We start from the raw sequence: 18,185 nt of genomic DNA, 5'->3' as shown, positions 1-18,185 counted from the left end.
GAACATACGGCCGCCCCACGGTGGCGGGCGGCCATGGTGTAAGTAGGAGTCATCAGCTCATGGGCCCGGAGGCCCCGGCGGTTCGTGGTGGTACCCCATCACCAGTTGCGGGAGCAAAAGTAGGCGCTTATTGTTCGGCTGCGCAATTGGGGTTGTTGTCGGGCTTGGCCCTGCTTAGAGCAGCTTCAAAGTCGGTGTACTGGTTACGCCTCACCCCCGGCCGGAACCTCACCCCCGGCCCCTCTCCAAAAGAGAGGGGAGCCAAACGAGTGTAGCGCGGACTCTGTAGTCCGCGTCCCCGCGCCGTTTGGGTGTCGTTCGGGTTTCCGCCGGGGACGCGGACTACAGAGTCCGCGCTACAATCTTCCGGCCCCCTCACCCCGGAGATAGGCGGGGGTGAGGCCAATCGAATACACGGACCTTGAATCCGATTAATTGAGCTAAACCAAGTAGCTTCCCAAACGCCGACAGCTACTCGTCCTGGCCTTTGCTGAGCTCGGCTTCCAGGAAATAGGCGCCGCGCCGCACCAGTTGCGTGGTATCGGGCAGGGCCTCGAGCGGGGTGATGGTCACGTCGCCATCCTGGGCCGGGCCGGTCTGCACTTTGTAGCGGCGGAAGCGGTAGCCGCTGGCGCCCCTGCCCTGCCGGGCGAAGATGTAGCTCACCTCTCCGGCCTGAATCACGGCTTCTTCGGGCAGGGTGCGGTGCCGGGCTCCGGCCGTCTGGATGTGGGCGGCCACGTACTGGCCGGGCAGCATACCCGAGGGCTTGTGCAAGTGGGCGTGCACGCGCACCGTGCGGGCATCGTCGTCGAAGGCCTGGCCCACCAGGAATACCTCGGCTTCCTGCTCCTGGGCTACGCCGCTGTTCGGGATTTTGAAGAGCACGCGCTGGCCCTTCTGCACCCGGGCAATGTCTTTCTCGAACACCTTCAGCTCCAGGTGCAGGCCGGTGCGGTCTACTACTTCCACCAGCACGTCCTGGGGGTTCACAAACTGCCCGGGGTTGATGCTCACGGACTTGACGTAGCCGCTGATGGGCGTGGTGAGCGCCACGCTGGGCGTGAGCGAACTGGGCCGCAGGCGCTCGGGCGAGAGGCCCAGCAGGCGCAGGCTGGCCGGCCAGGGAGCGCTCGGTGGCCTGCTCGGTCTGGTACTCGGCCTGGGCCTGCTGCAGCTTGCGCTTGGCGCCCACGTCTTCGGCGTCGAGGGTTTGCTGGCGCTGCAGGTCCTGCCGCAGAAACTGCAGGCGGGCGCGGGCCTGCAGGTATTCCTGCTGCAGCTTGAGGTAGTCGGGGTGGCGCAGCACGGCCACCACAGTGCCTTTGCGCACAAACTGGCCCTGCAGCACCTTCACCTGCTGCACGTAGCCGCCCAGCACCGCGCTGATGGACACGTGGTTTTGCGGGGGCACGTCCACCACGCCGTTGGCCTGCACGTCGGAGGTCATGTTTTTGAGGGTGAAGCCACCCGTCTCGATGCCCGCGGCGGTGTATTGGGCCGGGCTGATGGTGACCTCGCCTGCGTGGGCCGCGGGGGCGGAAGCGGCCACCGGCGCGGCCTCTTTGGCCGGCTCATTTTTGCTCTGGCACGCGGGCAGGCCACCGGCACTCAGCAGCAAAACCACCAGCACCGACCAACTCCTACGCGCGGAGCCGGGAACAACAGACGACTCGCGCGAGGCGAGCGGAAGAAACGAAAACAAGGAAGAATAGCGCATGAAAAGCTGAAATGGAGAGGCCCGAAAGGGCTATTGGTCATCGGTGCCGGCAAGGGCCTGCAGCGCAACGACGAACTCATTGTATTGGCCGGCCTGGTCGAGATAAGCAGCCTGGATTTGCCACGCGGGCTCGGTGTTCACCACGTACGTCACGTAGTCGATGTCGCCGGCCCGGAAGCTTTTTTCGGCGGTGACGAGCATGAGGCGGGCCTGGGGCAGAGCCGTTTTCTCGTAGTAGGTGAGCGAGGCGCGGGCGCGGGCCAGCTGCAGGCGCAGCCCACGCAGTTGGCCCTGCAGGCTGGGCCGTGGCGTAAGTGAGCTGCGCCGTGGCCACCTGCTCGCCGATGCGGGCGGCGGCCACGCGGTTTTTCTGTGCCCCGCCCAGCAGCGGCAGCGACAGCCCCAGCTGCCCCACCTGGTACCCGCCCTCCTGGTTGATGGACTGGTTGAAATAGCCCGCCCGAATGTCGGGCAGGCGGCGCAGGCGCTCCACTTTGGTTTGTTGCTGGCTTACCGTCAGCTCCTGCTGCAGCACGGCCAGCGTGGGGTTGGTGGCGGCGCTAATGCCCGCTGTATCGCCCACAGCCAGTGGGGCCAGCAGGCTGAGCCGTGGTGTCGATGCTGATGGCGGCGCCGGTGTTGAGCAGCGTGCCCAGGCTGCTGGCGCTGCACCAGCAGCTGGGTCTGGAGCGTGGCCAGGCGGTTTTGCAGCTCCTGGGCCCGGGCTGCGGCCGACACCTGCTCGAGGCGGTTGGTTTCGCCGGTGCGGTAGCGGATGCTGGCGGCGCGGGCGGCCCGGCGGTACAGGCTGTCCTGCCGCCGCAGCAGGCGCAGGCGCCGGTAGTCGGTGAGCAGGCGGTAGTAGGCCCCGCTGATGTCCTGCGTGAGCAACCGGCGCTGCAGTCGCACCCGCTGTTCGGCCGTGAGGGTCTGGCCCTCCAAAAGCTTGCGCTGGGCCGCGTACACGCTCGGCAGCGAGGTCTGCTGAATCACGTTGATGCTGCGGTCGTTGAAAGGGCCCTGGATTTGGCCGTACTGCACATCGACCAGCGTGCGGGGCACGTCGTAGCCGGTGCGGCTCAGGGCGCGCTGGCGCTGCACTTCCAGCGTGGAGCTTTGCACGAGCAGGCTTTGCTGCAGGCCCGTTTGCAGGGCCTGGGCCAGGGTGAGCGGGGCGCCCGGAAGGCCGGGCTGTGGGTTGGCGGGCACGGCTTGCGCCCGGGCCGACTGGCTCAATCCGGTAAGAGCCAGGGCCAAGAGCAGCAGACCCGCGAGGCGGCCGGGGCTGACCAGCCGGGGCTCCGGCTCAACCGGCTGCAACTCGGGCTGGGCGTCCTCATCGGTGGGGCTGGGCTCGCCGTCGCGGGTGAAGAGGGTGTAGAGCACCGGCAGCACCACCAGCGTGAGCAAAGTGGCCGAAATCAGCCCCCGATGACCACCGTGGCCAGGGTTTCTGCACCTCGGCGCCGGCCATGTTGGAGAGGGCCATGGGCAGAAAGCCCAGCGAGGCCACCGCCGCCGTGAGCAGCACCGGCCGGAACCGCTCGGCCGTGGCCCGCAGCACCCGCTTGTGCACCGAAACCACGCCGGCCCGGGCAAACTCGTTGACACTGGCAATCAGTACGATGCCGTTGAGCACCGCCACCCCGAACAAGGCAATGAAGCCCACGCCCGCCGAGATGCTGAACGGCATGCCGCGCAGCCACAAGGCCATAATGCCGCCGATGGCCGCCAGCGGGATGCCCGTAAAAATGAGCGCCGCCTGCTTCACCGATTGGAAGGAAAAGTAAAGCAGCAGAAAGATGAGCAGCAGGGCCACCGGCACGGCCACCTGCAGCCGCGCCTTGGCCTGCTGCAGGTTCTCAAACTGGCCGCCGTAGGCAATGGAGTAGCCCGTGGGCAGCTGCAGCTTTTCTTTAAGCTTGAGCTGAATGTCGTCGACCAGGCTTTCCACGTCGCGATTGCGCACGTTCACGCCAATGTTGATGCGGCGGCGGGCATTGTCGCGCGACACCTGCGCCGGGGCGTTGCGGAAGGCCACGGTGGCCACCTCGCCCAGCGGGATTTTTGGCCGCCGGGCAGGTCCACGTACAGGCTGCTGAGGTCGGTGAGGCCGCGGCGCTGCGTGGAGTCGAGGCGCAGCACCAGGTCGAACCGCCGCTCGCCTTCGTACACCTGCCCGGCTACGTCGCCAGCGAAGGAGGCGCGCAGCAGCGTGTTCAGATCGGCCACGTTCAGGCCGTAGCGGGCCAGCTTCTGGCGGTCGTAGGTCACGCGCAGCTGCGGCAGGCCCACCACCTGCTCTACCTTCAGGTCGCCCACCCCGGCCAGGGGCCGGATGAGCGCGGCCACCTGGTTGGCTTTTTCATACAGAATGCCCAGGTCGTCGCCGTAAATCTTGATGCTGATGTCGGACTTCACCCCGCTGATGAGCTCGTTGAAGCGCATCTGAATGGGCTGCTGAAACTCCACGGTGATGCCCGGAATGCCCACCAGCGCCTGCTGCATCTTGTCGGCCAGCTCCTCGCGGGTGCCGGCCGAGGTCCACTCCTTCTGGTCCTTGAGCACCACAATCTGGTCGGAATCTTCCAGGGCCATGGGGTCTGTGGGAATCTCCGAGGTGCCGATTTTGCCCACCACCTGCTCTACTTCCGGGAATTTTTGGAGCAGCACCTGCTGCACCTTGGTGGTGGTGGCAATGCTCTGGCTCAGGGAGCTGCCGGGCTTCAGGGCCACGTTCACGGCGAAGTCGCCCTCGTCGAGCCTGGGGCACAAACTCGCCGCCCATGCCCAGAAAAACCACCACGGCCAGCCCCAGCAGGCCCAGGGCCGCGCCCACCACCGCCAGCCGCAGCCGCAGCGCCCCGTGAATAAGCGGCCGGTAGCCGCGGTAAAAACTTCATCAGGCGGTCGGCCAGCGTGCCTTCTTCCTTGATGTCACGGCGCAGCGCCCACGCCGACACGGCCGGCACGTAGGTCAAGGACAGCAGCATGGCCCCGATGATGGCAAAGCTCACCGTGAGGGCCATGGGCCGGAACATCTTGCCCTCGATGCCCGTGAGCGCCAGAATGGGAAAGTACACGATGAGGATGATGAGCTGCCCGAACAGCGCCGAGCGCATCATGCGGGTGGCAGCGGTTTCGGCCACCTGGTCCATGGTCTGCTGCTCCGACTGCGCGCGGTGGTGCACGAGCTGGAAAATCATGGCTTCCACGATAATCACGGCGCCGTCCACGATGAGGCCGAAGTCCAGCGCCCCGAGGCTCATCAGGTTGGCCGACACGTCGAAGGTGCGCATCATGCCCAGGGCAAACAGCATGCACAGCGGAATCATGCTGGCCACCACCAGGCCGGCCCGCAGGTTGCCGAGCAGCAGCAGCAGCACCAGAATTACGATGACGCCACCCTCGACGAGGTTGGTGCTCACGGTGTGAATGGCTTTGTCGATGAGCTTGGTGCGGTCCAGAAACGGCTCAATGCTCAGGCCCGGCGGCAGCATTTTGTCGATAACGGCCACCTGCGCCTTCACGCCCTGAATGGTTTGCTGCGAGCTGGCGCCCTTGAGCATGAGCACAATGCCGCCGGCGGTTTCGCCCTTGCCGTTGCGCGTCATGGCGCCGTAGCGCACGGCGTGCCCGAAGCGCACGTCGGCCACGTCGCGCACCAGCAGCGGCGTGCTGCCGGCCTGCTTCACCACAATGTTGCCGATGTCCTGCAGCGTATTCACCCGCCCTTCGCCCCGGATGAAGTAGGCGTTGGGCCCGCGCTCGAGGTAGGAGCCGCCGGTGTTGGCGTTGTTGAGCTGCAGGGCCCGGAAAAGCTCGGGCAGCGACACGCCGGCGGCGTTGAGCCGGTCGGGCAGCACGCTCACCTCGTACTGGCGCACCATGCCCCCGAAGCTGCTCACGTCCACCACGCCGGGCACGCTGGCCAGCTGCCGCTTCACTATCCAGTCCTGCACCTCGCGCAGCTGGGCCAGCGAGAACTTCTTTTCGTAGCCCGGGGCCACGCGCAGCGAGTACTGGAAGATTTCGCCCAGGCCCGTGGTGATGGGCGCCATTTCGGGCCGGCCCATGTCGGCGCTGAGGCTGCCCTCGGCCGCTTTCAGCTTTTCGGCCACCAGCCTGCCGGGTGCGGTAGGTGTCGATGTCGTCGCCGAACACCACGGTGATGACCGACAAGCCCACCCGCGAGCTCGAGCGGATTTCCTGCACGCCGGGCACCGTGCGCAGCTGCAGGCTCGAGCGGAACGGTGAGCAGCCTGCTCCACCTCCTGGGCCGCCAGCGCCGGCGACTGGGTGATGACCTGCACCTGGTTGTTGGTGATGTCGGGGATGGCATCGAGCGGCAGGTGCAAGGCCGAGTAGCCACCCCAGGCCATGATGCCGGCCACCAGCAAAACCACAAAAAGCTTGTTGCGGATGCTGGCCGCAATAATCCTTGAAAGCATAAAGTATAAGGTTGTGCCCGGAGTGGCATCCGGCTGTTAGACAGACCGGCGCCGGGGCCGCAATAAGAAAACAAGCCCGTCCGGCCACTGGCCAGCGAGAAGGCAATGCCCAAACCGAAAGAGGATGCCCGGGTTGCCGGCCACGTTCAAAAAGGACGTTGGCTGGCGGTGCGCGAGACGCCGGGCCCGGAATGGGCCCGGCGGACTATTCCCGGGGGCGCACTGGGATTAGGCTCGAGGCGGCTGCAGTAAGCCGGCGCAAAACGCAAACGAATACGGCAGCGCCGCGGCCCGCCGATACGCGGGAGTCCGCCACTGCGGGGCGCGCTGGTGCACCACCGGCTGGGTGGCCGGCACCACATACTCCAGGTTTGGGCTTTGGTGATGGCCGTGGAATGGCAGCTTCTCGTGCTCGGGCGCGGGCTGGCACCGGTAGGCGGCAGCCCGGCCGGCCCCGTAGTGCAAGCTCAGAAATTGAGCCAGGGACAGAGAGCCGCCCGGCGCCGAGCGGTGGTACTGGTAGTGCTGAAACAGCTCCGGCAACTTGCTCAATTCTTCCACGTCGTTCTGCGGCATCAGGCCGCCAACGAACATGATAAGGCTCATGAACAAGGCTATTACTGGTTTCATACGAGCTGCAAAGATAGGTCGGCACACTACTTAAGCCGTTAGAAATTGGCAGGAAATACCGCTAAACAATGTCGGCAAACCAGCAAATCGAAGGCACGGTCCAATTCCTGAGACGCCCCATTAACAATAAAAAAGGGGCCGCTAGGGCCCTTTTTTATATCTGATTACAATCTGTTTTACTTGGTCAATACCAGGCGCAAGGTCTGCACCTTGCCGCCGATGCTGAGGCGGCCGGTGTAGAGGCCCGCTGCCAGCGAAGTGCCGTCCAGGGTAAACTGGTAGTCCTGCCCTTCCTGCGCGATGCCGTTGTAGAAGGTCTTGACCACCTGCCCCAGCGCGTTGTACAGTTGCAGCTGCGCCGGGCCGGTGCTGTTGGCGCGGAAGTGCACCACCGTGCGCTCCGTGAAGGGATTCGGGTAAGCTTCGAACAAGAGCCCACTAGCGGCGTTGCCATCGCTGGCGAGCGAGCTGGCCGCCGTGGTCTTCGCGCCAGCCGCCGGGCAGGCGCCGAGCGTGTCGCCCTGCTTCAGATAGCTGGGCACCTCGGTGGCCGCCACGCACTGGGGCTTGCCGCGGTGGCAGAGCAGCACCTTGGCGTTCTTGTCGTTTACGTTGCCGCACTGCACATCCACCACTACCAGGGTCACCGCTTTGGTGGCGGTGCAACCGGAAGCGCTGGTGACCGTCACGGTGAAAGTGAACGTACCGGCCGTGGTCGGCGTGAAAACCGGATTGGCGCTGGCAGCATCGCTGAGGCCGGCGGCCGGGCTCCACTGGTAGCTCGCCCCTCCCGACGCGGTGAGCGTGACGCTCTGCGGGCCGTAGCCCAGGTAGAGGTTGGTGCTCACGCCGCCGGTGTAAACGGTCGAAGACGGCGTCACAGCGATGGTGGGCGTAGGAATAATGCCCGTCACGGTAACGGTAGCAGTCTGATTGGCGGTGTTGCCGTGAATGTCGGCAACCGTCAGCGTTACAGTATTCTGGCCGATGTTCTCGCAGCTGAAAGTGGTCTTACTCAACTCCATTGAGGCAATGCCGCAAGCATCGGCGCTGCCATTATTTACGTCGGCGGCCGTGATGGTGGCCGCACCCTTGCTCAGGGCCACGGTGATGTTCTTAGTCAGCACGGTGGGTGCTTGCTTGTCCTCCACGGTCACGGTGAAGGGCTGCGAATCGGTGCCGCAGCCGTTGGTAGCGGTGGCGGTAACCGTGGTGTTGCCCACCGGGAACAGGTACGCCGAGGTGATGGCCGTAGTCACGCCTTCTTTTTCGATGGAATACGTGATGGCGGGAGCGGGCGAGCCATTGGCGGTGGCAGTTAGCTCAACGGCCGCGCCGCACTGGCCCTTGGTGGTAGTGGCCGTCAGATTAGCAGGGGCCGCCAGCACGGGCGGCTCGCAGGTGCTGCCGGTTTTCACGGTCCGGAACGTGGTGCCGATGCGGATGCCATCGACGAGCAAAGCCGGCGAAGAACCGCCCTGGCGCAGGGCCACGGTACCAATGTTGTCGTTGGGCGCGCCCGGGGTCGTCCCCGTTTCTCTGGACGTGAGGTCCGCCGTCGCCGGCTCGGTATCGGCCGTGGGGTTGATGAAGAGCTGGGTTTCGTTGCTGGCTTCGTCGAAGGTGTATTTCAGCACCAGCAGGTGCGTGGTGTTCAAGTCGTATTCGGCGGTACTGTACGCAATGGCGCTGCCACCCCCGCTGACGCCAAACTGCACCTTGGCGCTGGTGCCCACGCGGCGCACAAAGACGCGGCCGCGGAACGTGCTGCCAATGCTCTTGGGCGCGAGGTGGAAGAAGTAGTCGCCGGTGGTATTCACGTTGCTCACGTTCACCAGAACCGAGGCGTACACGGCCGTGCGGGCATACACCGGCTCAAAAGTCCGGTTCACGTCTTCGCCATTGGCCACGATAGCGGCTGCGTTGCCGGTGTTGGTGCTGTAGCCCGGGTAAGACAGGCCGCCCGTGGTTACGGCGATGGATTTGGTGCCGGTGCCGCTGTGCGATGCCCAGTTATTAGCCGTCAGTAGGGAGCCTGCCGCGTAGTCAAAGTTCTCTTCCAGCAGCAAGGCTGTGGGAGCGGCCTGCGTGCTTTGCACCAGCGTGCCGGGGGCCGTGGTCAGGTAGTTTTCGGCGTAGGGCGTGTCGTTGTCATTGAAGGCAAAGACCGTGAAATAATAGGGCGTGTTGGGGCGCAGGCCGGTTACCAAAACGGTGTTGCCGGTGCCGTTGTACACCACGTAGTTGCCGCGGCCCAGCACGCTGCCTTTGCCGAATTCGGCATTGGCGGTGTAGGTGGTGGCATCCACGGGCTCGGCATCCACGGCGGCGCCCAGGTGGGCCACCACGAGGTGCTTGGTCCCGTCTTCCCCCGTCAGGTTGAGCTGCATGGAATTGCCGGTTACCTGGCTGGCCGTGAGCGTGCCCGAGGCCATAGGCTCGGCGGCCAGCGGTACCGTAACGGTGGTAAACGTGCGCTCCTCACCGTAGGCGGTGCCCGTGGCGTTGGTGGCATAGGCCCGCACGAAATACGTGGTGCCCGGCAGCAGGCCCGTGATGGCGCTGGCAAAAGCGCCCGCACCGGCCCCGTCGCTGGTTTTGGTGGCACCCAGGATGGGGTTGGCGGTTTTGGACCACACCACGCCGCGGGCCGTGACGGCGCTGCCGCCGTCGGCGGCGATGGTGCCGCCGGTGCTGGCGCTGGTGGCCTTCAGCTCCGAGATTTCAGCGGTGCTCAGCGTGGCCGGATACACGGCATCAACACCGGTGCCGGAAACCGTTACCGCCTCATCGGGCAGCCCGCGGCTGGTCACCGGAATCGACGCCTGGGAAAGTTGAGCCAGCGTGGGCGCGAAACGCACTTCGATGGTCGTGCTCGGAACCGTGCCGCCGGCCGGGGCCAGCGTGATGGTGCAGCAGGCAAACGGGTTGGTGCCGGTCCGGATTTCGAAGCCTGCGGGCGGCGTGATGACGATGTTATCGGTCAGGGCCGTGCCGCTCACGGTGAAGCTCTGGGGCGGCGCGCCCGCTCCCACCGCCACGGTGCTAAAGTCGGGCAGGCTCGTGGCCGAAACCGTGAGCGCCGACTGCACCACCGGCGCCGATACCGTGACCATTACAGGCTCGCTGACGCCGGTAGCGGTACCGCAGGTGTTGCTGATAGTGGCTTGAGCCACCAAGTAGTAGGTGCCCGCGCCGGGAAAGCTTTCGCCCTTAAGCTGATAAGCCGCCGCCGTGGCGCCGGCAATGGCCGTGAAAGGGCCCGTTGGGCTGGAGCTGTACTGCCAGGCATACGTCGAGGTAGCGGCGGCGCTGGCCATGAGCGTGGCGCCCGTGCCGGTGGTAGCCACTTCCTGGGCCGAAGCCGGCGACACCGTGACCGGATTGGTGGTCGGCGTCTGGTTGACCACCAGGTCGGTGCCATTGTTGGAGCCGTATGTGGCGGGGGCGTCGTTGAGCACCCGCACGCGGTACTTGCTGCCGCTAACCGTGCCGGCCGGAATAACCGCCGAAATCGGCGAGCTGCCGCCCGTGCCGATGATGCCCGCGGTGGTGCTGGCGGCAAACACGCCGTTGGCATCGGAGAGCTGTACTTTGTAGGTACCGGTGAACGTGCCGCTGCTGGTGTAGGCAACGTCGAAGGGCGCGCTGCCCGCCGTGGGCGTGAGGCAGAACGAAGTCGGCGAAACCGCGCCGGTACTGATGGAGGCGGCCGGGATGCCTGTGCCGGTGGCCGTCACCACCACGTTGTCGATGCTGATTTTGGGCCGGCTGCCCGTTGGCGACACGCCGCCTGCAGTGGCCGCGATGTAGAAGCGCACCTTGGCCGTTGCATTGTTGTCGAAGGCAGTTGGCAGCGCCACCGACAGCTTGCCATTGGAAGCCATGTTATTGGTGATAACCGTCGCGGTTTGGGGCAAGTCGACAAACTGGCCGTTGGTACCCGTATTGGTTTGCAGCTTGAATGTTGACTGGCGGTTGCCGGTGGAGTTGTTCACCTCGGCCCAGTCCAGGCTAATGGTCCCTGCCGTGGTACCCGAGAAATCAAGGTATAAGTCAAAAGCTGATGCATTTGCCCCGTCGGCGCCGGTGGCCAGCAAGGCAATGGCGCCCGTGCCCTTTGCACGCCCCCGGAAACACCCGAAACAAATACCGTATTCGTGTTGGGCAATGTGGGCTGAGGGAAGGCTACCCCAAACCGTTCGGCGCCGGCTCCCGCTGCGAAGCTGGCCGTCCACCCGCTGATGTTATCAAACCCTTCGGAGTAGTTTCCATTGGCCAACTGATACGGGGTTTGCCCCCAGCTCTGCTGCACTCCAACCAGAATTAGAAAAGCCAGAAAAGTGTACCACTGCTTGATTCTCGAGGTTTGCTTATAGAAAATTGTCATACAGACGATTATATCGATTCCAGAAAAGAAATAAGAAGTAGAGGCTACAATACCGGGCCGGCATCGACTTTCGATTCGATGGCCGCCTGCACCTCCACGGGCAGCTTCGAAAGCAGGTCGTACCCCGTGGCGGCCTCGATGGCGTCAACCGTGGTGCGGTAGCTGCCCCAATCCTGGTTGATGGTGTTGGTATTGGGCATGTCAACGGCAATCACGCGGGTGCTCGCTGATATCCGGGCCACGTCGTTGTCGCCCACGGGCAGCACCACAATGACCTTCCAGGTGCGGTTGGGCACCGTGATGCGGCCCTGGTCGATGGTGGTGAAGTAGCCGTTGGTGCCGGTGCCGCCCACGCCGTAGCTGCCGCAGATGATGTACACCTCGCTGTTGGGCAACAGCGTGCGGGTGTAGCCCTCCAGGTTGCCCCAGGTTTGCTGGTTGTTGTTGGGCGCCTGCGGCATCATGTTGGTCATGAAGAAGGTCGCCGAGTTGTTTTCGTCTGTGGAAGTGCGGTCGGCCGAGGGGCAGTTGTGGCCCCGGTCGAAGCCCGTTCCGCTGTAGCTGGTCGACTGCACCTGGTACCAGCCGTCGGGCAGCGAAGTATCGTTGCGGAAGTCGTCCTGGCGGTCGGCAGGGCCGCGGTCGGAAATGTCGAGGTGCCAGCTCACCCAGTTGGGCTTGCCCTGGTCACGGTTGTAGCCCACCACGAACTGGGGCTTCACCAGCAGGTAGTTATTCGGGTAGCTGGGGTCGGCGGTGGCACCGCTGGGGTTGCCCAGGGCCAGGTTGTCGTTGTCGACCGATGGCTGGACCGTGCTGTAGTCCGTCACGGCAAAGTCGTCGATGTTCAGCCGGGCCGCGCCTCCCGAAGTCTTCCGAATCTCAAATTTGACCTTGCCCGCGATGTTGACGGTGAAGGCCACCGGCTGCAGGGTGCTGGTGGTGGTCAGTACGGTGTTGCCCACCTTCGTCCACTTGTTGCAGTTGCACGCCTCGGGCTGGGCCCAGAGCTCCCAGGCTGCTGCTGGCATCGGTGCCGTAAATGGCGTGCTGCACCGTGACGGTGGAGGCGCCGTTGGGCAAGTAGAAGTCCATGATCAACTTCCCACTTTGCTGAATACGCACGGCCTGGGCGCCTATTTTCCGGTCGTCGGCGGTGCTGCCCAGCACTGCGTCGGCTAGTATCCAGCTGCCAGTGGCCAGCGCTACGGAGCCGCTGGCATAATCGGGCTTGGTACCCGTATCGAACGTCTCCTGGGTGGCGGCAAGTACGCCTACTTCGAGTGGGCGACGCGCCTCCGCATGGGCCGGCAGAAAAGTGATGCTCGAGAGCAATAGCAGGAAACGAAACGTCAACCGTAAATAATTGGGCATAAATCTTTTATTAGAAATACTACAATCAGGTTTCAGGACAAAAAAGAAGCTTTACTCAGCAACAGAGCCTCTAAGTTATATAGAATCCAGCCACTACGCAGTTGTCGCAATAAAAGATTCAAGCATAGCAAAACGTGGAATTGTATAAATATTCAATTGTATAAGCTCAGCTAAACCATAGATATTCCACTGCCATTCAAAAGCGCATTTCTCCCCCGTTAACCCAGCTTTATTGGGGTGTAGAACATTTTCCCTGGTCAGTCTATAATTAGCTCAACTCACGGTTGCCGCGGTCTTACGCCGTCTCGGCGATGCCAATAATAAATTGAGCTACCGATTTCCAAGAGGAGTTCGCTGACGCCCTTGGGCTAGCCGTGCAGCCGGGTCAATTCCCTCAGCAGGGCAGAACGGAGGACAGCACCCGGCTCTGCTAGCGTGGCGCTTGGCGCGACGGCATTGCGGGCCCTGCCTTCATCCCTACTGTAGAGTTAACGGCTGCTTTTCCGTTTGCACTTTGTCATATACTGGTTTACAGTACAATAGCTATACTTCGAAAAAGGGTTGGCGCACAAGTTACGATTCACTTGCGTCCGATACAGCCGAGCATAACCAGCTCATTTATTAAAAATAAGGTTGATTATACCTAAATTTTTCATTGTATTTATCTAATATAATTTGTAACCTGTAATTATAAATTTTATATTGGTAATGTATTTAGTTCTAACCTCAGCCGTAATCATTACGTACTACTATGAGAAAATTCTTACCAATCTGCCTGTTGCTGATTACCCTCAGCGCCTTTCTGCCTTCATTGGCTTTGGCTCAAGTATACACATATACATTTACAGCAAAAGAGAGTGGAGACCTGAGTGGGGTAAACAGCTTTTATGACAAATACTCTTGGACAGTTACGTCATCATGTAGTGGTACTGCTTGTTCCACTTCTACAGCTCCTATTCCGCCCGAAACCCCTGGTTCTTTGCCGTCTCCGGCCCCAGACCCCCTTGGGTTTAACTATACTTATAAAGAGGTAATTGTCATCGATGGCATTGACATTGTTCTTCTGCCTGGCAAAGACTATACACTGGGAGAAAACAGCTCTTTAACTATTTTGAGCAGTCCTAATAAGACGAAAGCAGGGGCCTTGATTATGACAGGGGCAAGCTTAGGAACAAGTACAGGTTCAAGCCCGAGTATAATTTTTTCAACGTTTACATCTGCTGGAGGCACAATTAATGTAGCAGATGGGGGTAGACTTGTAGCTGCTGAATATGGTGTGATAGAGTTGAATAATAAGGCGAGTGGTTCAGTTGGCCCCCGCTTACGGTGGGTGCCGAAGGGAATATTACAGTAGAAAAAAATGGCAAGCTTGAAAGTAAAGTAAACGTCATTTTGGGTACTGGAACGCAACCTCAAAAATTCACTAATCTTATAGTTCGAGTGGGGGCTTAGCAACTGTAAAGCAACTTTCAGTAAATAAAGCAACCATTATAGTCGAGGGTAGAACTACTGGTGTTCTGGCAGGCAGCCTTGCAACCACCTGTAGCTTGATAATGGAAAATGTTGATACAATTCTTAATGGCAAAATAAACGTTGGCGGTAACCTTATACTGTTAGCTCCTAGTACAAATAGCGCTAACAATATAACTATATGCGGCTCAGGCTACATGGACATATCAGGGTGTGTATATTCTCCTAATGGACCGCAGAATCAAATTTTAAATAATTGCACACAAACTCCCAAGCCTATCATATGTGCTCATTACCAGCCTTTTTGCAACGAGTACGTTCTTCCTACAGGTATAGAATGCAATCGTACAGTTATAAACGGAGTAGACTCAAATGATGGTAGAGGTTGCCGCCCCCTTCCAGTTGAGCTAATTGAGTTCACTGCTACTACCACTAACCAAGGCGTAGCGCTGCGTTGGGCTACTGCTTCGGAGAAAAACAACAAAGAATTCACCGTGGAGCGCTCGGCCGATGGCCAAGCATTCCGGGGCATTGGCACGGTGCCTGGGGCAGGCAATTCCTCACGGCGCACTGCGTATGAATCCCATGACGAGCAGCCGCTCCCCGGCACCAGCTACTACCGCCTCCGCCAAACCGACATCGACGGCACCACCAGCTTCTCCCCTGTGCGCTCGGTGAAAGTGGGCAATTCGGCCGGGGCGCTGGAAGTGTACCCGGGCCGTGCGGCACAGGAGTGGGTGGTGAGCAGCACGCTGCCGGCGGAGGTAGTCAGCGGCAAAGCGGCCGCGGTGCAGGTTTTCGATGCGGTAGGTCGCGTTCAGCGTATTGCCTGCACGCCCGATGCTTCGCTGGCCGGGCGCTGGACGCTGGATACGCACACGCTGCCTGCTGGCATTTATATAGTGCGGCTCCTCACCGCTTCGGGCTCCTACAGCCAGCGCATCGCGAAATAGCTTCCTGAGCTAATTGAGCGGTTTTGTAGCCGAGGATGCAGACCAGAAATGGTCTGCATCCTCGGCTACTGGCTTTACACCCCGCTATCAGGATGCGAATAGCAGTGCTTCCCAAGCATCCCAGGTACCTTCCCACATTAACCCTACACTCATGGGCCACGCCGAACCGGCTCAGCTTCCCCTTAAACGGTATGCAGAATAATGTAAAGTGAGGCCGAAGAAATGACGCCCCACAGCAGCACGCCTAGTAAAAACGGCCGGGCGCCCACGGCCTGCAGTACCTTGCCCGATAGGCCGGCGCCGATGAAGAAAAGAGTGACGGTTAGCCCAATTTTGGCCAGGCTCACCAGCACCGGGCCCAGTGGTTTGGCGGCTGGGATGTAGGTGTTGATGAGCATGGCGGCAATGAAGCCCAGGATGAAATAAGGGATTTTGATTTTGACGCCCTTCTGCTTGAAAATCATGGCCGTGCCGAGGGCTACCGGGATAATCCAGAGCGCGCGGGCCAGTTTAACAGTGGTGGCTACTTGCAGGGCCTGGTCGCCGTAAGCCGTGGCCGCGCCCACTACCGATGAGGTGTCGTGAATGGCAATGGCGCACCACAGGCCGAACTGGTTCTGGGTCATGGCCAGGGCGTGGCCGATGGGCGGAAAGGCAAAGAGGGCAATGGCATTGAGCACGAACACCGTGCCCAGCGCCACCGACATTTCCTCGTCCTTGGCCCGCAGCACCGGGCCCACGGCTGCTATGGCCGAGCCCCGCAAATGGCGGTGCCGCACGAAATAAGGTGCACCACGTGGCGGCCCAGGCCCAGCCACTTGCCCGCGAAGTAGCCGAGCACCAAGGTCCCAAAGATGGACACCACCGTGAACACAATGCCCTCCTTGCCCGCCTGCGCCGCGGCGTGGGCATTCATACCAAAGCCCAGGCCGATGACGGAGTACTGAAGCAGCTTGGCCGTGGCCAGCTTGGTTTGGGCCGCAAACGGGTTGCCAACAGTTTGAGCCAATACCAGCCCCAGGGCCAGGGCCAGAGGCGGCGAGGCCCAGGGCGTGAGGCAAAACACCAGGAACAGGCCGAACACCACTTGCCGCCAGGTGAAAGGCTGCCCCAGCAACTCCCGCGGTGTGTGCAGGGCCCGAAAGTAGCCCGTGGGTTCAGCAGCGGCCGGAGGGGTGCCCGCGCCCGCTGCTTCGGCATTTTCGGCAGCAGGCGCGTGCCCGGGAGCTGCGTCGGGCTTGGTTCGGGTGATGATGGGGTGGGACATGGGGTAGAACGTTATTCCTGCCCCAAATTTACGGCGGACCCTACCCGATGGGTAATTTCAAAATGTTATCCGAAATTACTTTTAGTTATGACGAGGCGTTCAGCTGACTGTGGGCAAAGCTGAGAAACCGCTGCGCCGCGCGCGGCAGCGGCTGCCCCTGCACCCATACCGCCTCAAACTGCCGGGGCAGGTGCAGGCCCGCGATGGGCACGATTTCCAGCAGCCCCGCCGACAGCTCCCGGCCCAGGGCCCGCAGCGAAACGAAGCCCAGGGCCTCGGGCGCCGCCTCCAGATATGCTTTGATGGCTTCGGTATTATCAAAGTAAAAAGCCACCGACAGGCTGCTGAGCCGCACTTTGAGGGTGCGCAGAGCAAACTCCAGCACTTCCAGCGTGCCCGAGCCCGCTCGCGCAGCACCAAGGGGCGCGCCAAGGCATCGGCCAGCGGCACGGGCTCGGGCGGGGGCCGCCGGGCGTGGCTCCCCGTACGGCCACCAGGCTCGTCGGTCAGCAGCAGGCTCGTAGTGCAGGTCGCGGCTTTTGGAGCGGCCTTCTACGAAGCCCAGGTCGAGTTCGCCGCGCAGCAGGGCTTCGGCAATGTGCTCGGAATTGGCGTTGAGCAGGGTGAGCTGCACCTTGGGGTAGCGGGCCTGGAAGGCGGGCAGCAGGCCCGGCAGGATGTATTGGGCCAGGGTGGTGCTGGCGCCCAGGCGCAGGCGGCCGGCGGCTTCTTCGGGGTCGCGCAGGCCGTGGAGCTGGTCTTCCAGCTGCTGGTGCGAGTGGGCCACGGCCTCGGCGTGGGCGAGCAGCAGGCGGCCAGCTTCGGTGAGGGCCACGCGGTTGCCGCGGCGCTCCAGCAGCCGCTGGCCGTACTGGCGTTCCAGCTCGCGGATGTGCTTGGTCACGGCCGGCTGCGTGATGAACAGGCCCTGGGCCGCTTTGGTGAAGCTCAGGTGCTGGGCCACGGCCTGGAACACGCGAAGGCGAAAATCGGACATGGCCCCAAGGTAAAGGTGTTTGCCTCCTCCCCTACGCTCTCCTTTGCCGGCGGCTTCGCGCCGCCGAGTGTTAAAGCGCCGGGAGCTGGCGCTCGAAGTAGGTTCTCAGGACATCGTTGAGCTTGCCCTCGGTCAGGGGCTTGTTCAGAAAGCCGGCAATGTTGAGCTGCTTGACGCGCTCCACGTCCTGCGGGTGCAGCGAGGTGGTCAGCATCACAATGATAATGGCCTCCCTGTGCTCCATGGCCAGCTTGTCGTAGGCGGCCAGGAAAGCAAACCCGTCCATGACGGGCATTTTCACGTCCAGCAAAATCAGGGCGGGGCACTCGTGGGTAGCCTGGCGGCAGTGCTCCTGCACCAGGTCCAGGGCTTCCTGGCCGTTGAGGGCCACCAGCAGCTTATCCGTCACGGCCAGGCGCTTCAGCAGCAGCTGGTTGAGGTAGTTGGTCGTTCGGTCGTCGTCGACCAGCATTACGCAGGTAAGCTTTTGCATGGAGTGGCCGGCGGCAAAATGTGCCGAAAGCAAGGCACAGGGTAACGCGTATCAGCGGGTAAAGTAAACCAAAAACGTGGAGCCAACGCCCAGCCTGGAGCGCACGGCAATGCGCCCCCGGCGTTTTCCACCATCTTTTTCACCATGTACAGCCCAATGCCGGAGCCCTCGACGTGGTCGTGGAAGCGCTGGAACATGCCGAACAGCTTGTGCTCGTTGGCGGTATCCAGGCCCAGGCCGTTGTCTTCCACCTCCAGCATTACGCCGCTGGCCTCGGGCCAGGCCCGGATGCGTACCTGCGGCACCCGGTCGGGCGCGCGGTACTTGATGGCATTGCTGACGAGGTTGAACACCACGCTGCGCAGGTTTTTCTCCGAAAACGAGATGGACGGCGCGGCCTGCACATCCACGTGGAGCCTGGGCCCCACTGGACTGAATAA

Annotated in this window: 14 protein-coding genes, 3 pseudogenes and 1 riboswitch; of the genes and pseudogenes, 3 read left to right on the top strand and 14 right to left on the bottom strand. The window is 62.1% G+C overall.

What is annotated here, in order from left to right; all coding sequences use genetic code 11:
* Positions 1 to 36 precede the first annotated feature (36 nt).
* A riboswitch (Fluoride riboswitch) is annotated at positions 37 to 112 on the bottom strand.
* A 359-nt stretch (positions 113 to 471) separates the two neighbouring features.
* Together ACFQT0_RS09500 and ACFQT0_RS09495 are read right to left on the bottom strand one after the other, a co-directional pair.
* Positions 472 to 1,083: an efflux RND transporter periplasmic adaptor subunit gene (locus tag ACFQT0_RS09500; protein ID WP_380205962.1), complete on the bottom strand. Its 612-nt coding sequence runs from the start codon at positions 1,081 to 1,083 to the stop codon at positions 472 to 474.
* 136 nt (positions 1,084 to 1,219) lie between these two features.
* A pseudogene (locus ACFQT0_RS09495) lies at positions 1,220 to 1,450 on the bottom strand (efflux RND transporter periplasmic adaptor subunit); the annotation flags it as partial.
* On the opposite strand from ACFQT0_RS09495, the gene ACFQT0_RS09490 reads away from it, so the two are divergent.
* The gene (locus ACFQT0_RS09490; protein WP_380202243.1) at positions 1,389 to 1,715 is read left to right on the top strand and encodes a hypothetical protein; all 327 of its coding nucleotides are present in this window, start codon (positions 1,389 to 1,391) and stop codon (positions 1,713 to 1,715) included. The pseudogene ACFQT0_RS09495 and the gene ACFQT0_RS09490 overlap by 62 nt on opposite strands.
* An 81-nt stretch (positions 1,716 to 1,796) precedes the next feature.
* On the opposite strand, the gene ACFQT0_RS09485 is transcribed toward ACFQT0_RS09490, so the two are convergent.
* From ACFQT0_RS09485 to ACFQT0_RS09450, 8 genes and pseudogenes are all read right to left on the bottom strand, one after another.
* Positions 1,797 to 2,303, bottom strand: coding sequence for a TolC family protein (locus tag ACFQT0_RS09485; RefSeq protein ID WP_380202241.1), 507 nt, complete (start codon positions 2,301 to 2,303; stop codon positions 1,797 to 1,799).
* Positions 2,237 to 3,130 (bottom strand): TolC family protein, encoded by an 894-nt coding sequence (locus tag ACFQT0_RS09480; protein ID WP_380202239.1) that lies wholly within the window; start codon positions 3,128 to 3,130, stop codon positions 2,237 to 2,239. Before ACFQT0_RS09480 ends, ACFQT0_RS09485 begins: the two co-directional genes overlap by 67 nt.
* Positions 3,057 to 4,462: pseudogene (locus ACFQT0_RS09475) on the bottom strand (efflux RND transporter permease subunit). The gene ACFQT0_RS09480 and the pseudogene ACFQT0_RS09475 overlap by 74 nt, the downstream one beginning before the upstream one ends.
* Positions 4,459 to 6,171 carry an efflux RND transporter permease subunit gene (locus ACFQT0_RS09470; RefSeq protein WP_380202237.1) on the bottom strand — a complete coding sequence of 571 codons (1,713 nt, stop codon included), beginning with the start codon at positions 6,169 to 6,171 and terminating at the stop codon, positions 4,459 to 4,461. Before ACFQT0_RS09470 ends, ACFQT0_RS09475 begins: the two are co-directional and overlap by 4 nt.
* Before the next feature lie 228 nt (positions 6,172 to 6,399).
* A complete protein-coding gene (locus tag ACFQT0_RS09465; protein WP_380202235.1) occupies positions 6,400 to 6,801 on the bottom strand; it encodes a hypothetical protein in 402 nt (133 codons plus the stop codon).
* A 176-nt stretch (positions 6,802 to 6,977) separates the two neighbouring features.
* Complete coding sequence (locus tag ACFQT0_RS09460) at positions 6,978 to 10,901, bottom strand: T9SS type A sorting domain-containing protein (protein WP_380202233.1); 3,924 nt, start codon at positions 10,899 to 10,901, stop codon at positions 6,978 to 6,980.
* A 334-nt stretch (positions 10,902 to 11,235) separates the two neighbouring features.
* A complete protein-coding gene (locus ACFQT0_RS09455) occupies positions 11,236 to 12,156 on the bottom strand; it encodes a DNA/RNA non-specific endonuclease (protein WP_380202231.1) in 921 nt (306 codons plus the stop codon).
* On the bottom strand, positions 12,074 to 12,565 hold the full coding sequence (locus ACFQT0_RS09450) for a hypothetical protein (RefSeq protein WP_380202229.1): 492 nt from the start codon (positions 12,563 to 12,565) through the stop codon (positions 12,074 to 12,076). Before ACFQT0_RS09450 ends, ACFQT0_RS09455 begins: the two co-directional genes overlap by 83 nt.
* Positions 12,566 to 13,343: 778 nt before the next feature.
* On the opposite strand from ACFQT0_RS09450, the gene ACFQT0_RS09445 reads away from it, so the two are divergent.
* Both ACFQT0_RS09445 and ACFQT0_RS09440 read left to right on the top strand, forming a co-directional pair.
* A complete protein-coding gene (locus ACFQT0_RS09445; protein ID WP_380202227.1) occupies positions 13,344 to 13,919 on the top strand; it encodes a hypothetical protein in 576 nt (191 codons plus the stop codon).
* Positions 13,920 to 14,529: 610 nt separating this feature from the next.
* Positions 14,530 to 14,988, top strand: coding sequence for a T9SS type A sorting domain-containing protein (locus tag ACFQT0_RS09440; protein WP_380202225.1), 459 nt, complete (start codon positions 14,530 to 14,532; stop codon positions 14,986 to 14,988).
* 182 nt (positions 14,989 to 15,170) lie between these two features.
* On the opposite strand, the pseudogene ACFQT0_RS09435 reads toward ACFQT0_RS09440, so the two are convergent.
* The 4 genes and pseudogenes from ACFQT0_RS09435 to ACFQT0_RS09420 form a co-directional block, all read right to left on the bottom strand.
* Positions 15,171 to 16,255, bottom strand: a pseudogene (locus ACFQT0_RS09435) (YeiH family protein).
* 85 nt (positions 16,256 to 16,340) lie between these two features.
* Positions 16,341 to 17,252: a LysR substrate-binding domain-containing protein gene (locus ACFQT0_RS09430; protein ID WP_380202223.1), complete on the bottom strand. Its 912-nt coding sequence runs from the start codon at positions 17,250 to 17,252 to the stop codon at positions 16,341 to 16,343.
* A gap of 70 nt (positions 17,253 to 17,322) precedes the next feature.
* Positions 17,323 to 17,745, bottom strand: a complete 423-nt coding sequence (locus ACFQT0_RS09425; RefSeq protein ID WP_380202221.1) for a response regulator — start codon at positions 17,743 to 17,745, stop codon at positions 17,323 to 17,325.
* A complete protein-coding gene (locus ACFQT0_RS09420; protein ID WP_380205961.1) occupies positions 17,724 to 18,098 on the bottom strand; it encodes a sensor histidine kinase in 375 nt (124 codons plus the stop codon). Before ACFQT0_RS09420 ends, ACFQT0_RS09425 begins: the two co-directional genes overlap by 22 nt.
* Positions 18,099 to 18,185: the final 87 nt, after the last annotated feature.

This window comes from Hymenobacter humi (assembly GCF_042665855.1).
Taxonomy (GTDB): domain Bacteria; phylum Bacteroidota; class Bacteroidia; order Cytophagales; family Hymenobacteraceae; genus Hymenobacter; species Hymenobacter humi.
The sequence above is the reverse complement of the archived record's forward strand: the minus strand, read 5'-3'. Positions and strand labels throughout refer to the sequence as shown.